The 22,940-nt window shown below is 31.3% G+C and carries 21 protein-coding genes; 2 read left to right on the top strand and 19 right to left on the bottom strand.

All coding sequences use genetic code 11. The features are described 5' to 3' along the window. Nucleotides 1-44 precede the first annotated feature (44 nt). From EDC42_RS05425 to tgtA, 3 genes are read right to left on the bottom strand one after another with little or no spacing between them, the layout of a single operon-like run. Nucleotides 45-1,472 carry a flippase gene (locus EDC42_RS05425; protein ID WP_069574511.1) on the bottom strand — a complete coding sequence of 476 codons (1,428 nt, stop codon included), beginning with the start codon at nucleotides 1,470-1,472 and terminating at the stop codon, nucleotides 45-47. Between the two features lie 9 nt (nucleotides 1,473-1,481). Next, entirely contained in the window at nucleotides 1,482-2,150 is a 669-nt protein-coding gene (locus EDC42_RS05420) for a class I SAM-dependent methyltransferase (RefSeq protein ID WP_069574510.1), read from the bottom strand. A gap of 4 nt (nucleotides 2,151-2,154) precedes the next feature. Next, nucleotides 2,155-4,131 carry a tRNA guanosine(15) transglycosylase TgtA gene (gene tgtA / locus EDC42_RS05415; protein WP_069574509.1) on the bottom strand — a complete coding sequence of 659 codons (1,977 nt, stop codon included), beginning with the start codon at nucleotides 4,129-4,131 and terminating at the stop codon, nucleotides 2,155-2,157. 181 nt (nucleotides 4,132-4,312) lie between these two features. Between tgtA and EDC42_RS05410 the strand changes: the two genes are divergently transcribed. Next, nucleotides 4,313-5,539, top strand: a complete 1,227-nt coding sequence (locus EDC42_RS05410) for an MnmC family methyltransferase (protein WP_069574508.1) — start codon at nucleotides 4,313-4,315, stop codon at nucleotides 5,537-5,539. On the opposite strand, the gene EDC42_RS05405 is transcribed toward EDC42_RS05410, so the two are convergent. The 16 genes from EDC42_RS05405 to aepX form a co-directional block, all read right to left on the bottom strand. Continuing rightward, nucleotides 5,524-7,419, bottom strand: a complete 1,896-nt coding sequence (locus EDC42_RS05405) for a hypothetical protein (RefSeq protein ID WP_069574507.1) — start codon at nucleotides 7,417-7,419, stop codon at nucleotides 5,524-5,526. The two genes, EDC42_RS05410 and EDC42_RS05405, sit on opposite strands and share 16 nt — an antisense overlap. 398 nt (nucleotides 7,420-7,817) lie before the next feature. Beyond that, complete coding sequence (gene glmS / locus EDC42_RS05400; protein ID WP_069574506.1) at nucleotides 7,818-9,605, bottom strand: glutamine--fructose-6-phosphate transaminase (isomerizing); 1,788 nt, start codon at nucleotides 9,603-9,605, stop codon at nucleotides 7,818-7,820. Further along, a complete protein-coding gene (gene cobA / locus EDC42_RS05395) occupies nucleotides 9,606-10,325 on the bottom strand; it encodes a uroporphyrinogen-III C-methyltransferase (protein WP_069574505.1) in 720 nt (239 codons plus the stop codon). A gap of 13 nt (nucleotides 10,326-10,338) precedes the next feature. Next, nucleotides 10,339-10,983 (bottom strand): phosphoribosylformylglycinamidine synthase subunit PurQ, encoded by a 645-nt coding sequence (gene purQ, locus EDC42_RS05390; RefSeq protein ID WP_069574504.1) that lies wholly within the window; start codon nucleotides 10,981-10,983, stop codon nucleotides 10,339-10,341. A 9-nt stretch (nucleotides 10,984-10,992) separates the two neighbouring features. Next, nucleotides 10,993-11,259, bottom strand: a complete 267-nt coding sequence (gene purS / locus EDC42_RS05385; RefSeq protein ID WP_069574503.1) for a phosphoribosylformylglycinamidine synthase subunit PurS — start codon at nucleotides 11,257-11,259, stop codon at nucleotides 10,993-10,995. Continuing rightward, on the bottom strand, nucleotides 11,260-11,988 hold the full coding sequence (purC, locus tag EDC42_RS05380) for a phosphoribosylaminoimidazolesuccinocarboxamide synthase (protein ID WP_069574502.1): 729 nt from the start codon (nucleotides 11,986-11,988) through the stop codon (nucleotides 11,260-11,262). A 90-nt stretch (nucleotides 11,989-12,078) separates the two neighbouring features. Continuing rightward, the gene (locus EDC42_RS05375) at nucleotides 12,079-12,363 is read right to left on the bottom strand and encodes a hypothetical protein (protein WP_069574501.1); all 285 of its coding nucleotides are present in this window, start codon (nucleotides 12,361-12,363) and stop codon (nucleotides 12,079-12,081) included. Nucleotides 12,364-12,367: 4 nt separating this feature from the next. Continuing rightward, nucleotides 12,368-12,736 carry a hypothetical protein gene (locus tag EDC42_RS05370; protein ID WP_069574500.1) on the bottom strand — a complete coding sequence of 123 codons (369 nt, stop codon included), beginning with the start codon at nucleotides 12,734-12,736 and terminating at the stop codon, nucleotides 12,368-12,370. 539 nt (nucleotides 12,737-13,275) lie between these two features. Further along, on the bottom strand, nucleotides 13,276-14,763 hold the full coding sequence (locus EDC42_RS05365; protein WP_069574499.1) for a sodium-dependent transporter: 1,488 nt from the start codon (nucleotides 14,761-14,763) through the stop codon (nucleotides 13,276-13,278). 185 nt (nucleotides 14,764-14,948) lie between these two features. Then, nucleotides 14,949-15,791, bottom strand: coding sequence for a LicD family protein (locus EDC42_RS05360; RefSeq protein WP_069574498.1), 843 nt, complete (start codon nucleotides 15,789-15,791; stop codon nucleotides 14,949-14,951). A gap of 15 nt (nucleotides 15,792-15,806) precedes the next feature. Beyond that, a complete protein-coding gene (gene aepY / locus EDC42_RS05355) occupies nucleotides 15,807-16,925 on the bottom strand; it encodes a phosphonopyruvate decarboxylase (protein ID WP_069574497.1) in 1,119 nt (372 codons plus the stop codon). Nucleotides 16,926-16,936: 11 nt separating this feature from the next. Then, complete coding sequence (locus tag EDC42_RS05350) at nucleotides 16,937-18,118, bottom strand: saccharopine dehydrogenase NADP-binding domain-containing protein (RefSeq protein WP_069574496.1); 1,182 nt, start codon at nucleotides 18,116-18,118, stop codon at nucleotides 16,937-16,939. A 1-nt stretch (nucleotide 18,119) separates the two neighbouring features. Further along, nucleotides 18,120-18,890 (bottom strand): DUF6564 domain-containing protein, encoded by a 771-nt coding sequence (locus EDC42_RS05345; protein ID WP_069574495.1) that lies wholly within the window; start codon nucleotides 18,888-18,890, stop codon nucleotides 18,120-18,122. Between the two features lie 10 nt (nucleotides 18,891-18,900). Next, nucleotides 18,901-19,905: an NAD-dependent epimerase/dehydratase family protein gene (locus EDC42_RS05340; RefSeq protein ID WP_069574494.1), complete on the bottom strand. Its 1,005-nt coding sequence runs from the start codon at nucleotides 19,903-19,905 to the stop codon at nucleotides 18,901-18,903. Between the two features lie 8 nt (nucleotides 19,906-19,913). Beyond that, nucleotides 19,914-20,645, bottom strand: a complete 732-nt coding sequence (locus tag EDC42_RS05335) for a metallophosphoesterase family protein (RefSeq protein ID WP_069574493.1) — start codon at nucleotides 20,643-20,645, stop codon at nucleotides 19,914-19,916. 9 nt (nucleotides 20,646-20,654) lie between these two features. Beyond that, nucleotides 20,655-21,962 carry a phosphoenolpyruvate mutase gene (gene aepX / locus EDC42_RS05330; protein ID WP_069574492.1) on the bottom strand — a complete coding sequence of 436 codons (1,308 nt, stop codon included), beginning with the start codon at nucleotides 21,960-21,962 and terminating at the stop codon, nucleotides 20,655-20,657. A 116-nt stretch (nucleotides 21,963-22,078) separates the two neighbouring features. On the opposite strand from aepX, the gene EDC42_RS05325 reads away from it, so the two are divergent. Further along, nucleotides 22,079-22,912 (top strand): LicD family protein, encoded by an 834-nt coding sequence (locus EDC42_RS05325; protein WP_069574491.1) that lies wholly within the window; start codon nucleotides 22,079-22,081, stop codon nucleotides 22,910-22,912. The last annotated feature ends 28 nt before the right edge of the window (nucleotides 22,913-22,940 follow it).

Genomic DNA, 22,940 nt, shown 5'->3' with positions numbered 1-22,940 from the left:
AACAACATATATAATTATGTTTTAATTATATATAAAGGTTTCTATTATCTGTTGATAATCTGCCTAATTATCAGTTTATCTTCACTATCAACAGTTTTAATCAGCACAATAACTGCAAAATAGACCACCACAGATACCGCAATAGCAGCCCATATGTTTAAATCAAGAACATATAAAACAGTGCCCATGACCAAAGATGCGAAAATAATCCTTAAAATATCATGAATTAAGTGCCTGTCCGGAAGCTGGTTGATTTTTCCAAGCATGTACAGTTCCAAGACCAAAATTAAAATTTCACTTAAAACTGTTGCAACCGAAGCGCCGTAAACGGAATACTTCGGAATCAATGCTAAATTTAAAACAACATTAAATAATGCGGCGATTGTATAAATCTTTGTAACTGAATATTCCTGGTGTGATGCATTCAATACCAATGAACACGCACCATTAACAAACAAGAAGCATACTGTCCAAATCAGTATCTGTAAAACACCACCGGCTTCAATATATTCCGCCCCATAAATTGCAATAATCTGATATGAGTAAAATGAAGTAAATACTGCAATAGGAATAGTGACCAGCATCAGATATTTAATTGACTTTACAAAACTTAAATTCAATAAATCCTTCTCATCTGTGAACAATTTACTCATTACCGGGAAAATAACAGAGGTATAGATTGTATAGAATAAGGTTAAAACTGTTATTAACTTATATGCTGAATTATAAAGTCCTGTTGCATAAGTAGTTGAAAACTGTGTAATCATGACAAGATCTATTGAATAATAAACTGTATAAAAAAGACCGGTTAGAGCAAAAGGAAGTCCTGCTTTTAATAATGCCTTGTAAAAACTAAAATCAAACGACAATTTCGGTTTAATAATGTGTTTTCTAAGTGCATAAACTTCATAAAACAAACCCAATGCATTTGCAACAATATATGCCATTAAAATTCCAACTAATGCATAATCAGTACATGCAACCAACAATATAAATATCAGTGTGAATACATTGATGACAGTATTGGTAACGGCCTGATATTTCATTTTCTCATGTGCTTGGAATGAAGTAAATAAAATAGCATGATAAGATTTTATAACATTTTCAAAAGCAAGGAATACGCAAGCTAACACCAATTTAGGCTGCCAACCCATGACCAATACCGATAAGTATACTGCAATTACATAAAATACGGATAAAAACAGTTTAAGAGAAATTGCATTATCCAGATATTTATGTTCATTAGCAAAATCCGTAGAAATTGCCCTTACAACATAAGTCGAGAGTCCAAAATCAATTACAATACCAAAAAGTGCTGCAAAAGATACTGCTGCACCAAATACTCCGTAATCAGACGGACCCAAATACCAAGCAGTAACAATTGTCCAAACAAAAGCACAGACACTAGCAATAATCTGTGAGACTAGCATGAAACTCATGTTTGCAAATATTGTTTTTACCTGATTAGCCATGATATTACCTTAAATTTTTCTAGCAGTCACACAAATCCAATCGTTTTCATCATTTAAATAAGCTTTAAAGTCTTTAAAACCAGTTTTTTCCAATGAATTTCTTAAAACTTCTTCCGAATAGATTTTCATGTCCAAAAGTTCAACCAAATCATCGTATTTTTCCATTTCACCTTCCCTATATACTGCTTCATTACAGAAAAATACAATACCATCATTTTTAAGAACCCTGTTCACTTCTTTTAAGTCATTTATAAAATCAGGCCAGAAATAAATGGTTTCAAAACCAGTTACAATATCAAAAGTTTCATCGTGAAACGGCATGTCAGAAACAGATCCCTGAAGAACATTAACAATTCCCCCATCTATGAATTTTTGGTTTAATTTAGCGGATTTTTCAACACTTACTTCAGAGTAATCAATACCTACAACTCTTCCGTTTTGAGAAATTTGTTTTGCAAATCTTTCAATGTTCTTTCCGCCGCCACAGCCGATATCCAATATTTTACTATCCTCTTTTACTTCAAAGTGACTTACTCCCCACTGCGCCATGGATTCGTGAGATTTATTCATCCTGTCCAATATCTGATGTCCCAGCTCACCAACAGGTTTTCTTGCATTTTTAATAAGTTCTTTATCTTCAATATTGTGACCAGTATTTACTTTATCATTATCAACCATAATATCACTTTTTCATACCTTTACGTGTTTTAATAGCTTGACCAGTTTTTAATTCCTTAATTTCACAGGCTCCAAGCAATGCTTTACCATAAGCAAGCAATTCATCTTCTTCATTTACAATCAAAACTTCATCATTAGACCGTATATTATCATCACAGTCAACGACGAATTTACAGAATACGCTTTTGCCATCAAGTGCAAATGGTTCTGAATCTTTATTTACAACAACCCTGTTACTTAAAGACGGCATTGCAGCATGAAGTCTTCTTGCACCTTCTTTTGATAAAACCAAAAAGGAATCAGATGCCCTCATATTGACAATTAATGTTTTACCATCATAAATGTGTCTTATTTTACCTGTTTTTTTACTTTTCTCAATGTTAATGTTGCCATCAAATAATGCTTCACCCGCACCCACACCAAACTGATAGTCTGCAATAGCCTTTATTTTTTTAACATCATCTTTTGCGTATCTGATTTCTGCATCAACAAGATTATTTTCCCCTTCTATTTCTAAATCCTTAAGAACTCTTGAATGTATTAATACCTGTTCATAATATCCAGAGAATTCATCAACAAATTCCTGTAAAAACTCAACTGCATCTACATCACGTATTTTTGGAGTTGAATTTTGACTTAACGGATAAACCTCATCAACTTCAAGAGGTATCAAACCGAATGGAACATCAACAACCATAAAGTCAGCATTATCCAAATCAATATCATGTTCTTCGCCGTATCTGTAAAAGTCACCGAGTTTACCTGAAATGAATTTAGAATATGGCTTTCTTGATGGGGGAAGTAAAATTAAATCCCTCTTTTTAGGCATTGCCATTAGTTTTTGAATGTGCCTTAATACTTCAGATCTTCCCAATGATTCAGGTCCTGTGTAGAAAAATGCGGATTTTTTGCTTCTCGGATCATATTTTTCCAGATCACAGGCATACATTCCAAGTTGTCTTACTGCATCCAGAAGTGCGGGGTGAGCACGACAGCGTTCCTCTACAAGTTCCATTAAACTGCCTTCATAAATAGCTTGTCTGATACGTCTTAATTCTGCAAAAGAAACATGCAAATTGTGCTGAGCAATTAAATCTCTTCTTTGTTTTTTAGGCATTGCCCTCAGGTCATCTGGAGTGTATTTAGTGCAGACTTCACATGAGCATGGCATTTCATGTAAGTTCTCAAGCTTGTAAGTTCCTCTAGTTGTTAAGAATCTATCATCTTCTGCATACAAGATGTAAGCTGCCGAATCGAATAAATCGCATCCCATTGCTGCACATAATGCAAAAATCATAGGATGTCCCGCACCCATCAAGTGACGGGGAACACTGTCGGACAATTCTTTCATGGAATTCATTACAACATCCACCAAATCTTTGTAATGGTAAGATTCCATTAAAGGAACTACCGCACCAATAGGATATAAATCAGCATCGAGTTTTGAGAGTTGGCGGGCACAGTCTTGCCTTAAATCAAGATAAGTGGATCCCTGAACAACAGAATTCAATAACATTTCAATATTATTTTCTTTTTTAAATTCAACTGCTTCCTTTGCACGTTCTAATGTGATTTTTAAATCACTTTCCGCCTTTTCCCTGTCAACAAAAGGAGCTGTTGGAATATCAAGGCTTGTTCCAATATCGGTTTTAATTGATTCCTGAAATTCAATCACTTCCCTGTTTGTTATTTCCACATCACCATAAACAGATAACTGAAATGATCCCGAATCAGTCATTATTGGACCATCAAAGTTAATTAATTTATGCAGTCCTTCATCAATTGCCTTTTGTTTCAATTCTTCATCTTTGTAGATCAGATAAGCGTTAGTAATAACGATATCAGCACCATATTTCCCAACATCAATTGCCTGTTTTCTAGGATGAATAACCGGCATTAATGCAGGAGTCTTTACATTACCGTGTTTAGTTTTTAAAACTCCAACACGACCCATATTATCTTTTGCTTTAATTTCAAACATATTATAAACCTTATCTTTAATTCGGGTGAAAATTAATAATTCAAGTTCTTTAAAAAAAATATATCCAAAAATTTGGATTATTACAATGACTAGATTTTATTTTAATTAGAAAATTATATAAAGTTTGCTCAAAATTTTAAAGTTTATTAAAAAGAACTTTCAAAAATTAAGTTTAGATAAAATGAGTTATGAAAATAGTGCTAGGATAATTAATGATGATATTTTTGATTTAGTGAATGAATGTTTCGGTCAGGAAAAAACTAGTCAAAATAATGAAAGCAGACTTAATTTTTTTGATACTTACAAGAATTACTTTGTTTTAACCGATGATGGATCTTATTCTATTAATTCAAAAGAAATAAATCATAAAGTTGAAACATTACATACATCTACAGGTGCAATAAGTGAGTCATTCGAGAAATTTATAAAACCGATGAAATTTGATTACACAAAAGATATTGCAATTTTAGACATTTGTGCAGGATTAGGCTACAATTCATCAGCAGCCATTGCTGATTTTATTAAAAATAGCTTTGATTCAAATTTAAAAGTAGACATGGTTGAAATTTCAAAAGCAACATTTGCCTGTGGTCTTTTAGTTCCATCCCCAATACCGGAACATGACATTACAAAAAAAGCTATTGAAGACGAATTAATCAGATTAGATTATGCAACTTTAAGTTTAGAAGAATGTGAAATTCCGGAAAATATTGATATTAATGTGTTTGTTGAAGATGCAAGGCAGACTGTTCAGAATCTTGAGGACAATACATATGATGCGATATTCCTAGATCCGTTCAGTCAGAATATGACTCCAGAACTATTTTCACTTGAGTTTTTCAAAGAATTTAAAAGAATAATAAAAGACAATGGCATTGTTGCAACATATACCTCATCAGCACCAGTAAGAGCTGCTTTTATTGAAGCTGGCTTCTATATCGGTCTTGGTCCGATTTTTGGAAGAAAACAGGGGGGAACACTTGCAAGCCCGAATCCTGAAATGCTTGATTATTCACTTCCCAAAAATGATGAAATAAGAATTGCACTTTCAGATGTTGGAATACCATTTAGAGATCCGGATTTGAATAAATCCAGTGACTTTATTTTAAGTGAAAGATCTGAAGAAAGGCACAATGCACGTCATAATACTAAAATTTCATCTGCCGTTAAAACACCAATATTTCTGGGGGATGCAATGGAAAATGATGAAAAATTAAAAAGACGTGTTGAAAGAAACCTTATTAAAATGAATATTCCGTCAACAACCTCCCCCGAAGCATTCTACATCATTGAATGTGAAAAAAAATACTCAGAAAAGCAAGACAGAGAAAACAATTCAACAGCCAGAATATTGGATATGAAAAAAAGATTAGAAAAAGTTAAAGATGGAGATTATACTTTAACATAATATCCGCTTTTAAGCAGATATGCTTCTATTTCTGATGATCTGACTGGTTTTGATACAAGCTTTAAATCCCTACCGCTACCATCATGATTATGCCCGAAAACAGACCAGTCGGCATCACAATACTCATCATCTCCAGTGTAATGCATGCAAATAATGATGCCATCTAAATTGCCCTCATCATAATGGGCCGGACGGCTAGGTGTTTCTGGGAAAGTTCCGCCATCAGTATTACCGGAAGCCCAAAAGATGCTCCAGTAAAGTTCATTGCTCCCGCAGATCGGACAGGTTCTATCCACTTCAGTTTTATAATATGTATAACCATACTTAGCTGTTTCACCAGAAGCAGATGGCCTGCCAATCACAAGCATTGTTTTGCCATCTTCTGAAACACCAAACTGATCATAAGATTTACCTTCACCCTTTTTTACAACATTAATCTTTTTGGTTACCTTATAGCCTGTAGATAAATCTTTACAAACTACAGTATGCACACCAGCATCCTTAAATGTGAACTTATAACCTGCAATACCTCTTGAATCAGTTTTGACTTTATGTTTTACACCATCAATAGTCATCTCCATATAAGTACCACTAGCTACCTTACCATTCTGCTGTAAAAGCTTGGCAGGGAATAACCCTTCCTTGCCTTCAATTGCATTGACATTAATAGCACTGATAGAAGCCAGTTTTACAGTTACTTTTTTATTTAAAACATAGCCTGTAAAAGGATCTACCGATTTGATGTTATAAATCCCTTTATCTAATTTGAACTTAACGGTTGCAACACCATTTGAGTTTGTAGTTACTCTTTTTTTAACACCGTCAACATAAACTGTCATTTTAGTGTTTTTAGCAATGTTTTCACCTTTATAAAGTTTCACTTTAAATTTTGAAGTGGTGCCGGTGAAAACTGTCATTGATTTCGCTTCCAGTGTTGATAACACAGTAATTGTATTGGATTTCTTCTCACCGGTATTTGTGTTAATTGAAGTAATCTTATAGGTTCCAGGTTTTGAAATTACTTTAATATAAGCCACACCTTTGGAATTAGTTTTTTTATAGAAATAAGATCCTTTAGTGTAGAATTTAATGGTTTTACCAGTTAATAATTTACCATTTTTACCATAAAATGTTGCTTTAAAAGTTTTTGAGCTCCTATAATGTTTTTTCAGATTGCTTGATATGATTGAATTTTTTACAGTTATTTTATTTGAAATGCTGTATCCATTAGGATGCATTGCATAAATATTATAAGTTCCGATTTTTGAACCGACATATAATTTAGCTATTCCTTTAGAATTTGTTTTCTTGGAATATGTTTTGCCATTTAATTTAAATTTGACATAGGTATTGGATAATGGGCTACCATCACTTTTTAAAAATGTAGCTGAATATGGTACTGAATGTTTATAAGTTGTTGAAACATCATTTCCAGTTATAACCGGCAATACATTAATCTTATTTTCTGTAGTTAAATTACCGTAGCTAGCTGTGATTACATAATCGCCCGGTTTTAAATTTATGATTAAAAAAACTTTACCTGATGCATCAGTGCTTTTATTATAATCTACACCATTAATGTTTAAATTAATAGTTGCATTTTCCACAGAATCATTTCCATCAGATAATGATGCTTCATAACCAGATCCTGAGTTATAATACATACTTACATCGCTGCCCTTCAAAGTATAATTTTCCTGAGGGTTTGAATCATTTCCTTCATTTATAGATATGTCCTGAGATACAACCGATGGAGGTTCAGCCTCCTCATCACTAGAAATTACATCATCAGTAGAATTTGTATCAGTTGCAACAGCTGCAGAAATTGATAACATAAAAACTAATGTTAATAAAATTAAACTAATTTTCTTATTAAACATGAATAATCTCCATTTAACATTTTATTTCGTGTTAATTGTTATTTGGTTTTATGTATAAAAAGCTTTTGTTTTTTAAAATAAGCTCAAGTAAGCCTAAATTAAGAAAATAAAGAAATAAAAGGATAAAAATAATAACAAATATATTGCAATAATTAAAATTACTAACAAAAGAAAAAATTAAATAGAAATTCGAATCGTCAAAATAACAAATTGGCAATAAATAGTTAAAATACACAACAATCAATACATCACATATTAACCTAGCATCATCTAACAATTTTTTGCTTATAACTCCTGCTTAATGATAAATCATGAATAACGATTGAAAACAGATTAAAATGAAAATTAAAGTGTTTAAAAAGAGTTAATGAAAAAGGTAAAATAATGTTGAAAAGTTCTTATTCAACAGTCACACATTTTGCTAGATTTTTAGGTTTATCAGGGTCATGCCCTTTTTCAAGAGTAATATAATATGCAATCAGCTGAAGAGGAACAACATAAACTAAAGGTGCGATTATCTCATTTACTTCCGGATTAATTGTAATAATATCATCTGCTTTAGTTTTTAGTGCATCATCATCAGCCGAACCAATAGCCAGTACATTAGCTCCTCTGGATTTAACTTCTTCTAAGTTACTCATTGTTTTCCTGTGAGAATCTCCCGGTGGCGCAATAACAACAACAGGAATGCCTTCATCAATCAAGGCTAAAGGACCATGTTTAAGTTCCCCCGCAGCATAGCCTTCACCATGAATATAAGTAATCTCCTTAAGTTTCAAAGCTCCTTCAAGAGCAGTGGGATATGAATAACCTCTTCCCAAGTAGAAGAAGTCACGAGCATAATTATATCTTTTTGAAATTTCTTTGATAAAATCAATATCTTCAAGAGCCTCATCAATGAAATCCGGAACTTTTTCAAGTTCTTCAAGCAATTCTGTATTTTTGGCAAGCAGTGCAGCAAATAAATAAATTGAAGTAAGTTGGGCCACATAAGTTTTTGTCGCTGCAACTCCAATTTCCGGACCTGCCTGAGTTTGAATTACATATTCCGCCCTTCTTGTAATTGAAGAACCTGCTACATTAACAATACCTAAAGTTTTTGAAGTTTCATTTGCCACATCCAGGGCCTTAAGTGAATCAGCAGTTTCACCGGACTGTGAAATAAATATAACTAAAGTTTTATCATTTAATGTATTGGCGGAATATTTAAACTCGGAAGCCAGAATAACATCTGTTGGAATGCCTGCAAGAGATTCTATTAAATATTTTCCAGTTAACGATGCATGATATGATGTTCCGCATGCTACAAAGCATATTCTTTGAATGCCCTCATCAATATCATCAATAATTTCCTGAATATGTTCCCTTTGAGTTAAAGTATTTCTAACCGAAGTTGCTTGTTCATTGATTTCCTTAATCATGAAGTGATTATAACCCTCTTTTTCAGCCATTTCAGGTGTCCAGTTAATTGTTTCAATTTCTTTGCTGACTGGATTATCAAATTCATCATGAACAACGACACCATTTTTATCAAGAATGACTATTTCCCCCTGTTCAGGATAAATAATGTCGCGAGCATATTTTAAAATAGCTGGAGAGTCGGATGCAAGGTAATATCCTTCCCCCCCGATTCCAACAATTAATGGAGAATCCTTACGGGTTGCAACAATTTTATCAGGTTCATTAATAGATATTGCTGCAATTGCATAAGTCCCATGTATAATATCAACAGTTTTCCTAACTGCATGTTCAAGGTCAAAACCTTCATTTGTGAATTTCTCAATTAAATGAGGAATAACTTCAGTATCAGTATCAGATTTGAATACATGACCTTCACTTATTAACTTTTCTTTAATTTCCAAGTAATTTTCAATAATACCATTATGAACAACAGCCACATCTCTTCTTTCATCAACATGAGGATGTGAATTTAATTTGGAAGGATCGCCATGTGTTGCCCATCTCACATGAGCAATACCATAATTTCCAGGCATATCAGATAGGTTTAATTTATTATCAACTTCCTTGATTTTACCTTTGTCTTTTTTAATGTGAATCTTATCTTCACTGTAAGTGGCAAGACCTATTGAATCATATCCCCTGTATTCCAATTTAGAAATACAATCAAAAAGAATTGGAGCTACATCATCATCATTTTTTAAAATACAACCAACAATTCCACACATCTAATCACCCTGATAATTATAGATATCCTTATACATGCTTACAACATCACCAATTACCAAAATAGCCGGAGTATTTATTTTTTTATTTGAAATATCGCCTAAAGTACCGAATACTAAATTCTGATTAGCCAATGTCCCGCTTTCAATTGCACAAACTGGAGTATCGGCTGAACGATATTTCATGATTTCAGCTGTGTTTTCACGAATATTACCAATACCCATTAAAATAATTAAAGTGTCTGCAGTATAATCCCAATGAACTTGACTTTCCGGTTTTGTAGGATCTTCATGACCAGTTACAATCGTGAGTGATGTTGCAACACCCCTATGAGTTACTGGCAGTCCAAGAGAAGTTGGTGCTCCAATAGCTGAAGTTACACCTGGAATAACTTCAAATTTGATATCATGTTCCATTAAAGCCAATATTTCTTCTCCTCCACGACCAAAGACAAAAGGATCTCCTCCTTTAAGTCTAACTACATTTTCATTATTCCGAGCCTGCTTTATAATTAAATCATTTATTTCATCCTGAGTTTTGTAATGCTCACCTGCTTTTTTACCCACATAAATTCTCTGTGAAGTTTCCGGAGCATGAGCTAATATTTCTTCATTAGCCAAATAATCATATAAAACAACATCTGCTTTATTTAAAGCTTTGACCGCTTTAAGAGTTATTAAATCAGCATCTCCAGGTCCCGCACCAATTAAATAAACTACCATACACACCACTTTTTTATAAAAATCCTTTAAAGAAGTTTAGACCATCATCAGAACCGAATATTGATTCGCAAGCTCTTTCAGGATGCGGCATCATAGCAACAACCAAACCTGATTCATCACATACACTTGTAATTGCTTCAATAGAACCATTAGGGTTTTTACCTTCAAATTGCAAAACAATCTGATCCTGATCTTTTAGTAAATCAACATCTTTTGTGTAAAATCTTCCTTCTGCATGTGCAATCGGAAGGTCAATAATTTGGTCTTTTTTAAATGCTTTTGTAAATGGAGTTCTGTTAGTTGCAACTTTTAATTTAGACCATTCACAATTGAATTTAGGGTTTTCGTTTGTAATAAAAATTCCAGGAATGAGACCGATTTCGCCTAAAATTTGAGCACCATTACAAATTCCAAGAACTGGTTTTTCTTCTTTTACTAATTCTTTTATTCCATCGATTACTGGTGTAATGGAAGCCATTGCACCGGCTCTTAAGAAATCCCCATAAGAAAATCCGCCAGGAATTACAATACCATCAAAGTCAGTCAGTTTTTCTTCACTCCACCAAACATATTCCGGTTCAAGACCTGCAAGCTCGCAGGCTTTTGCAACATCCCGGTCACAATTGGTTCCTGGAAATCTAATTACTCCAATTTTCATTTTCTCACCTTATTTACCGCAAGCCATGTTTTGTGGAATAACATTAATCTTATAATCATGAATTACAGGATTACAAAGTAATCTTTCACACATATCAGTTACATTTGATCTGATTACTTCCCTATCTTCACCTTCCATTTGGAATTTAATGATTTCATCAGTTTTTACATTTTTAACTTTATAACCAAGTAAATCTAGAGATCTTTCAATTGTAGTAGCTTCTGGGTTCAGCATTCCCCTTTTAAGTGAGATTTTAACTTCAATATCAAATAACATTTAAATCACCTTTTCGTCTTCCGGCATGATTCTATTATAAACTTCCATATAAGCAGTCATAACTTCATCATCTTTTCCTTTTCTAAATAATTCTTTATCTAACATGTCCAATGTTTCACTATCCCATAATCTGCATCCATCAGGAGATATCTCATCACCTAAAAGAATGTTTCCATCTTTATCCTTACCGAATTCGACTTTATAGTCAACTAAAATAATTCCTGAATCAGCAAAGAATTTAGTTAAAATTTCATTGATTCTCAATGCTTTTTCAGTTAAAATATCTATTTCTTCTTGAGTAGCTATTCCTAATGCTTTGATAATTGAATCATTGAGCATAGGATCATGATATTCATCATCTTTGAAATCCATTTGAACAATTGGTGGATTTAATTTAGTGCCATCTTCAATTGGATATTTACGCACTAAACTGCCAGTTGCAATGTTTCTTACAATAACTTCAATAGGAATCATTTCAAGTTTTTTTGCAACCATGACATTTGGTTCAGGAAGGTCAATAAATTGAGTTGCAACACCATTTTCCTCCAATACTCTAAATATTTTAGAAGATATCACAGCATTATAAGCTCCTTTATTTGCCATTATTTCTTTTCTTGCACCGTCACCAGCAGTCATGTCATCCCTAAACTCAATGATTACTTCATCATCATTATCTGTGTTGAATACACTTTTTACTTTACCGCTATTAATTAACTCTTTTTTGTTCATGATATCAACAGAATAAATAAATTATTAATACTGTAATTTTTAGTTTTAATATTATATAAAAATAGTTAAAAAATAAGAAAAATAGTAGTTTTATAATTTATTAATATAAATTACATCATCTTTAGCATGCCCAAATTTCATACCATTTAAAAGGCCATTTGGAAGCTTTGACAATATAATTACAGGATACATATCATCCGGTTTTATAAACATTTTATGAACAACATCCTGACGTGTTTTAACTACTATTTTATAGTTTTTATCAATTCTAAACAACTCTCCATCAAGGAAAACTTCATTAAAGGATTGATCAAGAAGATAAGGTGGAAACTCCTCTTTGATATTGAAATGTTTTAATAATTCACTAAAAATCATTATCTCATTCCATGCTTGGGAGTTTATCTTGATCCGAATCATATGAAGAACCTATTAATTTACCAGTATCAACATCATATTGACGGAAATTACCATCACTATATGTTACTTCACGGTAATATCCTTCACCTTGCTGTGCATTAAATTTAACAACTTCACTTACAACATAAGGTTCGGATGAAGTGGTATTTTTATCATCACCTGTTGCATTTGGAGCATCATTTGTTGCATTTGTTATATTCGGGATGCAAGATTTTATAGTGGTATTGTTGTTATCACTAGTGTCATCATGCATAGAAGTGTATGCAATAGCACCACCAACAATCACCAATGCGATAATTACACCAATCAAGATTATAACATAGTTTTTCATAATTTTCACCTCAATAAAATTTTGTTAAATATAATTAGACATGCATATTAAAATACTTTTCTGTTTTGAAAATGAAAACGAATAAAGAGTAATTTGAATTAAACTAACGCAAAATGAGCAATATTATGAGAAATATTATTAAAACTGCTTGTAAATGCTTTAAATATTTGTTTTTTTTAATTTCACTTATTATGCAGATATTAATTGATATAATTTTTCCATCAATACCCAAATCAATGTTAAAGCAGAAAATATGATTTAAAACTTCTTTTGAGAATATAAAATGTTTCTGAAGCATCTGAAGCTTCAAAAATATGCTAAAATACCATTAATATTAAAATCAAGCGAATATTATCATTTGTTTCAAATGTTTCAAAACAAGTAAATACAATTAAAGTTCAGTGCCCATGTTGAAATTGACAGTATATGAATATTATACCACCTAAAATCTTTTAAAATGGATATTGGTTCCATAAGACAATTTAAAAAAAATAATAATCAAAAAAAGAAAAAGAGAGTGTTATAAATTAAGCATAACACTATACTCTGTCTTCAGCATTATCCCATTCAGGAGTTTTAGCAGGAAGAACAGTAAAGATCAAAGTAGCAATTAATAAAACAGCGGCTGAAATTATTGTAAATATTAATTGATCCATTGTACCATTGTTGACTACATCAACCATACCACCAATCCAAATAACAGTTACAAAAATAGGTAATATGTATTTAACAATACCCAACCACCATTTACCAAGTTTAATTGTTTTACTTCTCGCATTTAAGAAATCAATTAATTTTTCAGCTTCAAATATCCAAGCAAATACAATACATTCAGCTACAACCCCGATTAATAATGCTATCTGGTTAATAAATGTATCCACATATCCAAGTAAGGATCCGCCGTAAGCAGTTGCATAAAGCATCGATACAACAGCACCAACAACACACAATATTGTCATTGTCCTGGATCTTGTTAGACCGAATTTGTTTTGAATTGAAAAAGACAATGGTTCAATTGTAGATAAAATACTTGTAAGACCGGCAAGATAAACTGTTAAAAAGAATAACGGTCCAAGTACTAATGCCCAATCACCCAATACATTAAATACAGTTGGATATGCTATAAATACAAGACCAGTACCTTGAGTTACAAGGTCTGCAACTGCAGTTCCGGATTGCAGGGACATATAACCTAAAATTGAAAATACTCCTAATGCTGCAAAATTTTCAAATATGGAATTTGCAAGTGCAATAGAAATTGTATTTGTAATTAAATCGGAACCGTCTTTTGTATAACTTGCATATGTAAATGCAATAGACATGCCCAAACTTAATGAAAATACAATCTGTCCGAATGCAGCCATCCATATTTCAAAGTGAGTTAAAAGTGACCAGTCCGGATTAAATAGCTCAGCAAGACCAATTGAAGATCCAGGCAATGTAAGTGAAAATACTACAATAACAACCATGATTAAGAACAATAACGGCACCAATATTTTTGATACCTTACCTAAACCAGATTCAAGGTCTTTATGTGAAATAAACCAAATAATTACCCAGCCTGCAAGCATTGCAATAGCAATAACCGGAATGAAAGTGAATAATCCATTCATGGAATCACTAGATTGTAAGAGAGTAGTTGCAAAGTAAGTGTTCGGATCTGCTCCCCAACCTTTAAAGAAACTCAAAACCATGTAGATTCCATCCCAGCCTAAAATAGCAGAGTAATAAATCATAATCATAAATACAGCAACTGGTAAAAACCAGCCTAAATACTCCCATTTGGCATTAATCTTTCTGATTGCTTTTGCAAATGAAGATTTATAATTATATCCAACACCATATTCCAAGATCAAGAAAGGAATTCCCATTAAGAGAATTGCTACAATATAAGGGATGTAAAATGCACCCCCACCGTTAGAATAAAGTACGTAAGGATATCTCCAAATGTTTCCAAGTCCAACAGCAGAACCTATCATTGCAAGGATGAATGACATGTTGCTGCCCCATTCGTTTTTATCTGACATTTTTTTACAATTTCCTATAATTTATACTAGAAATTTTTGTATGTAATGTATTAAATAGATTACTTTTTAATTTAGGAAAATTTTAAGTTTATTCAAATAAGATGTTTTAAAAATAGTTATTTTGAATAAAATGTTATTTATAATGTTGATATAAAAAAGCTTTAAAAAATAAAAAATCGAAAAGATTATAGTTCATATGGACCAAAATCCAAGGTTTCTGTAATATGATTATATCTGTCCTCTTTTGGAGGTAAACTCATATAATCCCCATACAAACTTTTTAAAATATGATCATAGTTAACAGGCACATTAACTTCAATATCTTCAAATTTAACTTTTATTATAGATTTAAAATCATCCCTACGAAATATTTGAGGGTATTCATCTGCATTAGCAGATATATCAAATACAAATTCGGCATCAGGATTTTTATATTTATTTAAAAAATTTAAACATCTTTTATTTATTTTTGATGGTTTAATTCCAAATAAATTTAAAATATGGTAACATGCATGAGTTATTACTTTTGTAGAAAAAGGCAAATCATTTAATTTTATTTTAGACATAATCAGCAGTTTATTATATAAAAATGATTTTTTAAGTTGATAATTCCTTTTGAATTTGCCATTAGCCAAATCATCTAAAACAAAAATATCCATATTTATTCCAATATGAAAATCAACCTGATTAACCCAGTCTTCCTCAAATTTAGTATTTTTAAGCATTAATTTTGAAAGCAAATGAAAATAATCTTTTTCAGTTTCATTGGACAATAATTCATACTTATCACTTTGAGATGAAATAAAAATTTTTTTGAATTTTTCAAAATCATCACGAAACATGATTACATCCAGATCATCATCCCAAGGAATAAACCCGTTATGCCTAATGGTTCCTAAAAGGGAACCAGCATACATGTAATATGTAAGATTATTTTCCTCACAAATTTTAATGAAATCCTTTAAAATCATTAATTCCAAACTTTGCAGATGTTTTAATGTTTTATCATCATATTCATTATATTTCAAAATACCACTTAAAATTCATTGATTTAAAAAGTTCATAAAGCTTTTTTTGTTTTCTAATGCTGTTGTAGTCGGCCTTCCAAGATCAGCACGTGAACCAATTGAAGATAATACTTCAATAAAGCATAAATTACCCATATTTTTTACTTTAATAAGTTCTTCATCCAAATCATCAATATTATCCACAGAAACTGCATAAGAATAACCACAAGCTTTTGCAATAGCAACTAAATCAGTACCTGCCGCTGCAGTTGGCATTCCACCAACGGTTTCATGAGCACCATTATTTATTACAATATGAATTAAATTATCAGGATTAACATTTCCAACAACCGGCATTGATCCCATATGCATTAATAAAGCTCCATCACCGTCAATACACCAAACACGTTTATCCGGCTTATTTATTGCAATCCCTAGAGCAATAGAAGAAGAATGCCCCATTGAACCAACTGTTAAAAAATCATGTTTATGAGCTTGATTTTTAGATTCCCTTATTTCAAATAGCTCACGGCTTGCTTTACCCGTTGTTGATACAATTGGATCACTATCAGATACATTAACAATGTGTTCTATAATTTCTTCACGAATTAGTTCATTATCATTTTCATAAATAGTTTTCCCATCATAAGTTAAAGCATTTTTAAGAATAACAAATGCAACACTTTTACCTGATTTTAAAACATTATTAAATTTAATCATTACATCATTCAGTTCATCAACAGAAGTTTCCGGACTGACTGTAAAGTTCTCAATATCCATTAAATCAAGCAAATCACAAGTAATTTTTCCTTGATAAATATGTTGAGGTTCATCATGAATTCCAGGTTGTCCCCTCCATCCGATGACAAAAATAGCTGGAATTGCATAAACTTGATCATTTAAAAGTGATGCAACAGGATTGATAATATTTCCTTCACCACTATTTTGCATATAAACGACTGGAACTTTTCCAGTTGCTAAATGATAACCTGCAGCAAGAGCGGTGCAATTACCTTCATTAGCTGCGATTAAATGATGCTTTTCATCAATGCCATATTCATTTATCAAATAATTACATAATGCTTTTAATTGTGAATCCGGAACACCAGTATAAAATTCACAATCCAAAACATCAACAAAATCTTCAACTTTCATTATGATTGATCCTATTTATTTAATTGTGGAGTGATTATCTTTTCAATGAGAAATTCAGCGGTTTTTTCAATTTCATCATATTTTACTTTTTTCGGTAAATCTTCACCAAATGCTTTTTCAACTTTTTTAATTAAATCATCAGTGTAGATTAAGGTTGCATCAAGAATATCTTCCACACCATCTAAAGCAAGGGATTTACGATTTGCTTTATCCATTTCATCAAATGTAAATACAGATTCATCAATCCAAGCAGAAATTTTACCCTCTTTATAACCAATAATTACAGGATATCCTCCAATATGACCAAACGCTCCTGGAGAAAATATTTTTTGATTCTCACCGGTGCGTATTGCATCAATTATTGCTGAAATAATACGATAATTACTAGAAGCATTCATCATATTCCTTTTTTGATCAACGGGCATACTAATTGAACATGCATTATAAATTTCATCATGAGGAATGTCTTGTTCATCGCCTTTGTAGTATATCTTGAGAGGCAAGTCCACACCTTCGGTTTGTCCTTCTTTACTAATACATACATCATGGAAATGAGCTGCTGCAAAATTAAAGTCAACATTCCAGAAATCATCCACCCCTAAAATATTTGCTACTGCAAATTTCATTCTAGGAATTAAGTGATTTAAATTTCCACTTCCAAAGTCAGGATATGCTTTTTCAGCACTTTTAAGCCATGGAATAACTGCATCAGAGTATGAAGTGTTAATGACAACTGCATCAGTGTCAACATTTTCACATGCTTCCATAATATTTTTAGTAAATTTAATTGACAAAGGAGTCCAAATACCGTAAGCCCTTACATTACTCCAAGATATACTTCCATATTTAAGACCAGGATATGCTCTGCTTGAATTAACAATAAAATCAGGATTATGTTTACTGATTGCTTTTTGAATTGAATCAATATCGTTTAAGTCAACACCTGCTTCAACTACAATTTGAGATTTGTTAACTTCACGAATAAGACCTGCAACACGGACAATATTAACATCAGATTGCATTTTTTCCTGATTTCTTCCAACAACTACTAATTTTATCGCAGCATCATTTTTACTTACTAAAAAGTCAAGCAAATATGTTCCAACACTACCTAAACCAATAATCATTATTGTAATTTCATCATCTTTTACATGTTTTTCTACTATTTTTAACCTTTCATCTAAATTTTTCATGTTATTTCCCCCAGTATTCTTTTATATATTGATAATCAGCACGAGTATTACAATTAACCCAATGTTCCAATCCGATAATCTCAATAGTATCTTTATTTTCAACTGAATCAAAATATTTTTGGATAATGCCCAAATTAGTATCATCTATACAATTTTCATAAAAATAATCATTAGCTATTTTAAGTAATTCAATATCTCTAAATTTCCAAGTTTGACCTGAATTAAAAATAGCTTTAAATGGTTCATTTAAGATTAACATTCCATGATTACTGTTAAATAAGTAATGGTATTCATCATTTTCATTTTGATATAAAACAACAGATTTATTTGAAAAAATTGGTTCTCTATTGAATGTTAAAACATTTTTATCAGAATCGATTACCTTTGTTAATGATTCTGAATCAATGTCCAAATCACCTTCTACAAAAAGTAATTCCTCAATACCATCAAAATTATTTAAAGATTCTTTGATTCCTAAGTATAAACTGTAACCTGAGCTTAGATCAGCATAACGGTCGTTTTCAACAAGCATGATTTTTTCCTGTAACTCTATAGGAATTTCTTTATTGACATATTCAGTTAAATCAGAGTATTTGTATCCTCCAACAACAACTATTTTATCACAATATGATAATTTATTAATCATTTTATAAATTAAAGTGTCTTTAGGATTTTCTTCATAATATATGCATTTTAACATCTTTTCTTCTTCAGAAATATCTTTATTGAACCTGCTGGAAACACCAGCAACAGTAATAATGGAAATTTTCAAGTCTATTCACCTAATTTTTAGTGTAGTTCTCAATACATTCATCCAATCCTTTATCCAAGTCAATAATTGGTTTCCAGTTAGTTCTGGTTATAATTTTTTCAGTGGACAATAGTCTTCTTTCAGGATCAGATTCACGGTAACCTTCAAATTTAATAACAGGTTTATCAATTCCCATTTTTTTAGCAATTAATATTGCCAAATCAATAATTGAAATTTCTTCATCTGTTGCAACATTATAAATTGTACCATCAAGTGCAGAATCAGTTTTAGCTAATTCAATTACTGCACTACAACTATCATAATTATTTAAGAAAGTTCTGCAATTCTTTTTAGAATTTTCAAGTAAAACAACTTCACCCTTGTTTTTAAAGCTATCAATAATATGTGGAATAATATGTTTTGGATACTTTTCATCTTTACTGTAAACATTGGCAAAGCGAATAGAACATCCCTTGATTTTGCCATTATCTACAGAATCTTTCATAAAAAACTCTGTTAACAATTTACCAGTTGCATAACTAGTTCTTTGACTGTGTTCTGCATCAGCCATAGTGATGAAATCAGATTCTTTAACCCCACCCTCTTCATTCCATGAATTCATGGAATAAACTTCTGATGTGGAACAATTAATGTATTTTTCAGCACCCACACGAATAGCCTGTTGTAAGAAGTCATTCATACTAGCAACATTAGTTTGATAAGTTTCATAAACTTTATAGAAGTGTTCGGTATGAACAACAGCTGCACAGTTAATATATACTAATTCATCGAAATCATCTTTAATACTTAAAACCAGTGCTTCAATTTTATCCATATCATCATTACTGTTTAAGTCATATTCATAAAAATCAAAACGACCGTCATTAATACAATCGCTTACAGTATCAATTGAAGATGCATAAAAATTATCGAAGCCGATGATTTTCACTTCATCTTCATTCTGATTTAACAACTGGCGAACTAACTCGTTACCAGTCATTCCAGTAACACCACTAATAATATATAATATATTCATAATATCCCTTAAATTCCATTTTTTAATCTTTTTCTATAAAAATCATCAATATTACCATCATATAAATCCATAGCATCATATTTAGGGTATTTAACTGATTTTAATTCGATATTCATTAAATCAGTGTCTAAAATTGCATATTGAGCATTAGGATTATGATTTCTAGGCTGGCCAACAGATCCCGGATTAATAAACAATACGGATTTCTTATTTCTCATGTCCGGATCATCAACTTCATAAAACTTTTGAAAAACATGAGGATAATGGGAATGGCCTGATAAAACAATGTCATAATCAATATAATTTCCATTTAAATTATCTGGAAAAATAGCTTTCCAATAATAATCCGTTAAAGATCCATGAACTGCTAAAACTTGTTTTTCACATATTTCAAAATCTAATTTACCCTCTTTAACCAATTCATTGTTTAAATAGCTCCTAGAATCGTTAGTTAAAATAGAATCAGTAAATTTTGCTGATTCAACACCTCTTGAGCTTGAAAAATGTTTAAAATCTTTTGTCAAAATAGCCATTTCATGATTTCCCCAGATATTACAGATTATTTTTGAAGATAAATTATCACGGATGAACTCAACAACTTCATTAGACTGCATCCCATAATCAATTAAGTCCCCTAAAAGAATTATATAATCGGTTTTTTGTGTACTTAAATCCTTAAAAACTTCTTTTAGAGCAAATAGATTTCCATGAATATCCGATAAAATTGCATATCTTGACATTTAACCACCTTACAATTCATCTATTAAAGTAATAATTTTTTTAATAGACAATAACTTTTCATCTATTTCATGAGCCCTATGATGTTTTAAAATACTTTTTGCAGCATTTTGCATTGATGGAAACGCTGCTCTTAATAACTGATTTGCATAAATTACAATATTAACTCCATGCGCTTTTAATTCATCTTCAGTAATTGTATTATATGAAGATGGAACCACTACAATTGGGGTTTCTTTATCTTCTGCTCTAAACTTGTCGCAAAATTCTAAGATTTCGTCTGGTTCTTTTCTTCTGCTGTGAATCATGATGCCATCTGCACCAGCATCACGAAATGCAAATGCCCTTTTAAGTGCATCATCCATACCTTGTTCTAAAATAAGACTTTCAATTCTTGCTATAATCATGAAATCCTCAGATAACTGAGCATTTTTACCTGCAGAAATTTTTTCACAGAAATGATCAATTTCATCTTGTGTCTGTTTAACTTCATTTCCAAACAACGAATTTTTCTTTAATCCAATTTTATCTTCAATAATCACTGCTGAAACACCCATTCTTTCAAGAGATCTTACAGTATAAACAAAATGTTCTGCTATTCCCCCTGTATCCCCATCAAATATGATTGGTTTTGTAGTGACTTCCATAATGTCATTAATTGTTCTAAATCTTGAAGTCATATCCACTAATTCAATATCGGGTTTACCTTTTTCTGTACTGTCACATAAGCTTGAAATCCACATTGCATCAAATTGGTCAATGTGTTCATCGTCAGCAACAACAGTTTTTTCAGCTATTAAACCTGTTAATCCACTGTGCACTTCAATTGTTTTTACAACAGGAATCATGTTTAATAATTTTCTTAATCTGGCTCTTCTGAGTTCAGGCATTGCTAACTTTTCTCTCATTTGCCTATCAACTTTTTGTATTTTTTCATTGAAAGTATATGGAACTTCGATTAATTTCCCCCCATACTTATCAAGAACAGAAATAATATTTCTCCTTATAACCTTCATAGATTCTTCAGACCAGTTATCTCCATGAATAATATAATCCGGTTTGAGTTCAGAAACCACATCATCATACATAATTTTATTTTGAACAATTACATCTTTTATATCCGGAATCTCTTTAACTAATTCAATACGTTCTTCAGTTGTTTTTAAGGGAAATCTATTATATTTGACCATTTCAGAGTCGCAAAGAACTCCGACAACAACATCTCCATATTTTTTTGCTTCATTAATTAAATTTAGATGCCCATCATGAATAATATCGGTACAGAAACAAGTATATACAATTGGATTATCAGATTTCATAATATTACCTTAATAAAATTTATGTTTATTATATTATAAATTTTAAAAAAAGAAATATTTAAAAATTTCCAACACATAAATAAAATTAATTAAAAAAAAAAGATAATGGGAATACAATGTTCAGGACAAAACGATACGATGATGAGACTCTAAAACATTTACAAAAAGTCCAAATGTGTATTTTAAAGTATTTCATTAAACTCTGTGAAGAAAATGATTTAACTTATTTCATATATGGCGGAAGCCTACTTGGAACCATAAGACATAAAGGGTTCATCCCATGGGATGATGATATTGACGTGATAATGTTTAGAGAAGAATTTGAAAAATTAAATAAAATTATAGAGAAGGATATTGATGATAAATACAGATTTATCAATGTTTTAAATGAAGAAACATACCATTACACATGGGGCAGGTTAATGCTAAAAAATACTGTAATAAATGAATGGTGGGCAGATCAAGTTGATTACACTCAAAATATTTTTATTGATGTATTCATTTTAGATAATATTCCAAATAATAGCTTCAAAAGATTTATTCATAAATGGGTTAGTTTTTCACTTAATCAGTTAACCATGTATGCATTCATTAAATATGACAATCAGTCAAAATTAAAAAAAATATTACAACAAACAATACATTATTTAATAAAAATAATCCCTATTTCAGCATATGGAATTAAAAAAAGATGTGTGAATTCTTATCGCAAATACCAAAATGATGACTGTGATGACATATGTGATTTCCCGGCAATATGCCAAATGCCAATTTATCATAAAACTGATTGGTTACCTCCAAAAAAAGCACAATTTGAAGATATTGAAGTAAATATACCGAATAATTATGATAAAGTTCTTACCAGAACATACGGAAATTATATGGCATTACCCCCAGAAGAATCCAAATGGAGTCCAGCACCTGACGAGATTGATTTTGGCGAATATTAAAAAAACTAACCAATTGTTTAGTTTACTA

The organism is Methanobrevibacter gottschalkii DSM 11977, from assembly GCF_003814835.1.
In the GTDB taxonomy this organism is placed as follows: domain Archaea; phylum Methanobacteriota; class Methanobacteria; order Methanobacteriales; family Methanobacteriaceae; genus Methanocatella; species Methanocatella gottschalkii.
The sequence above is the reverse complement of the archived record's forward strand: the minus strand, read 5'-3'. Positions and strand labels throughout refer to the sequence as shown.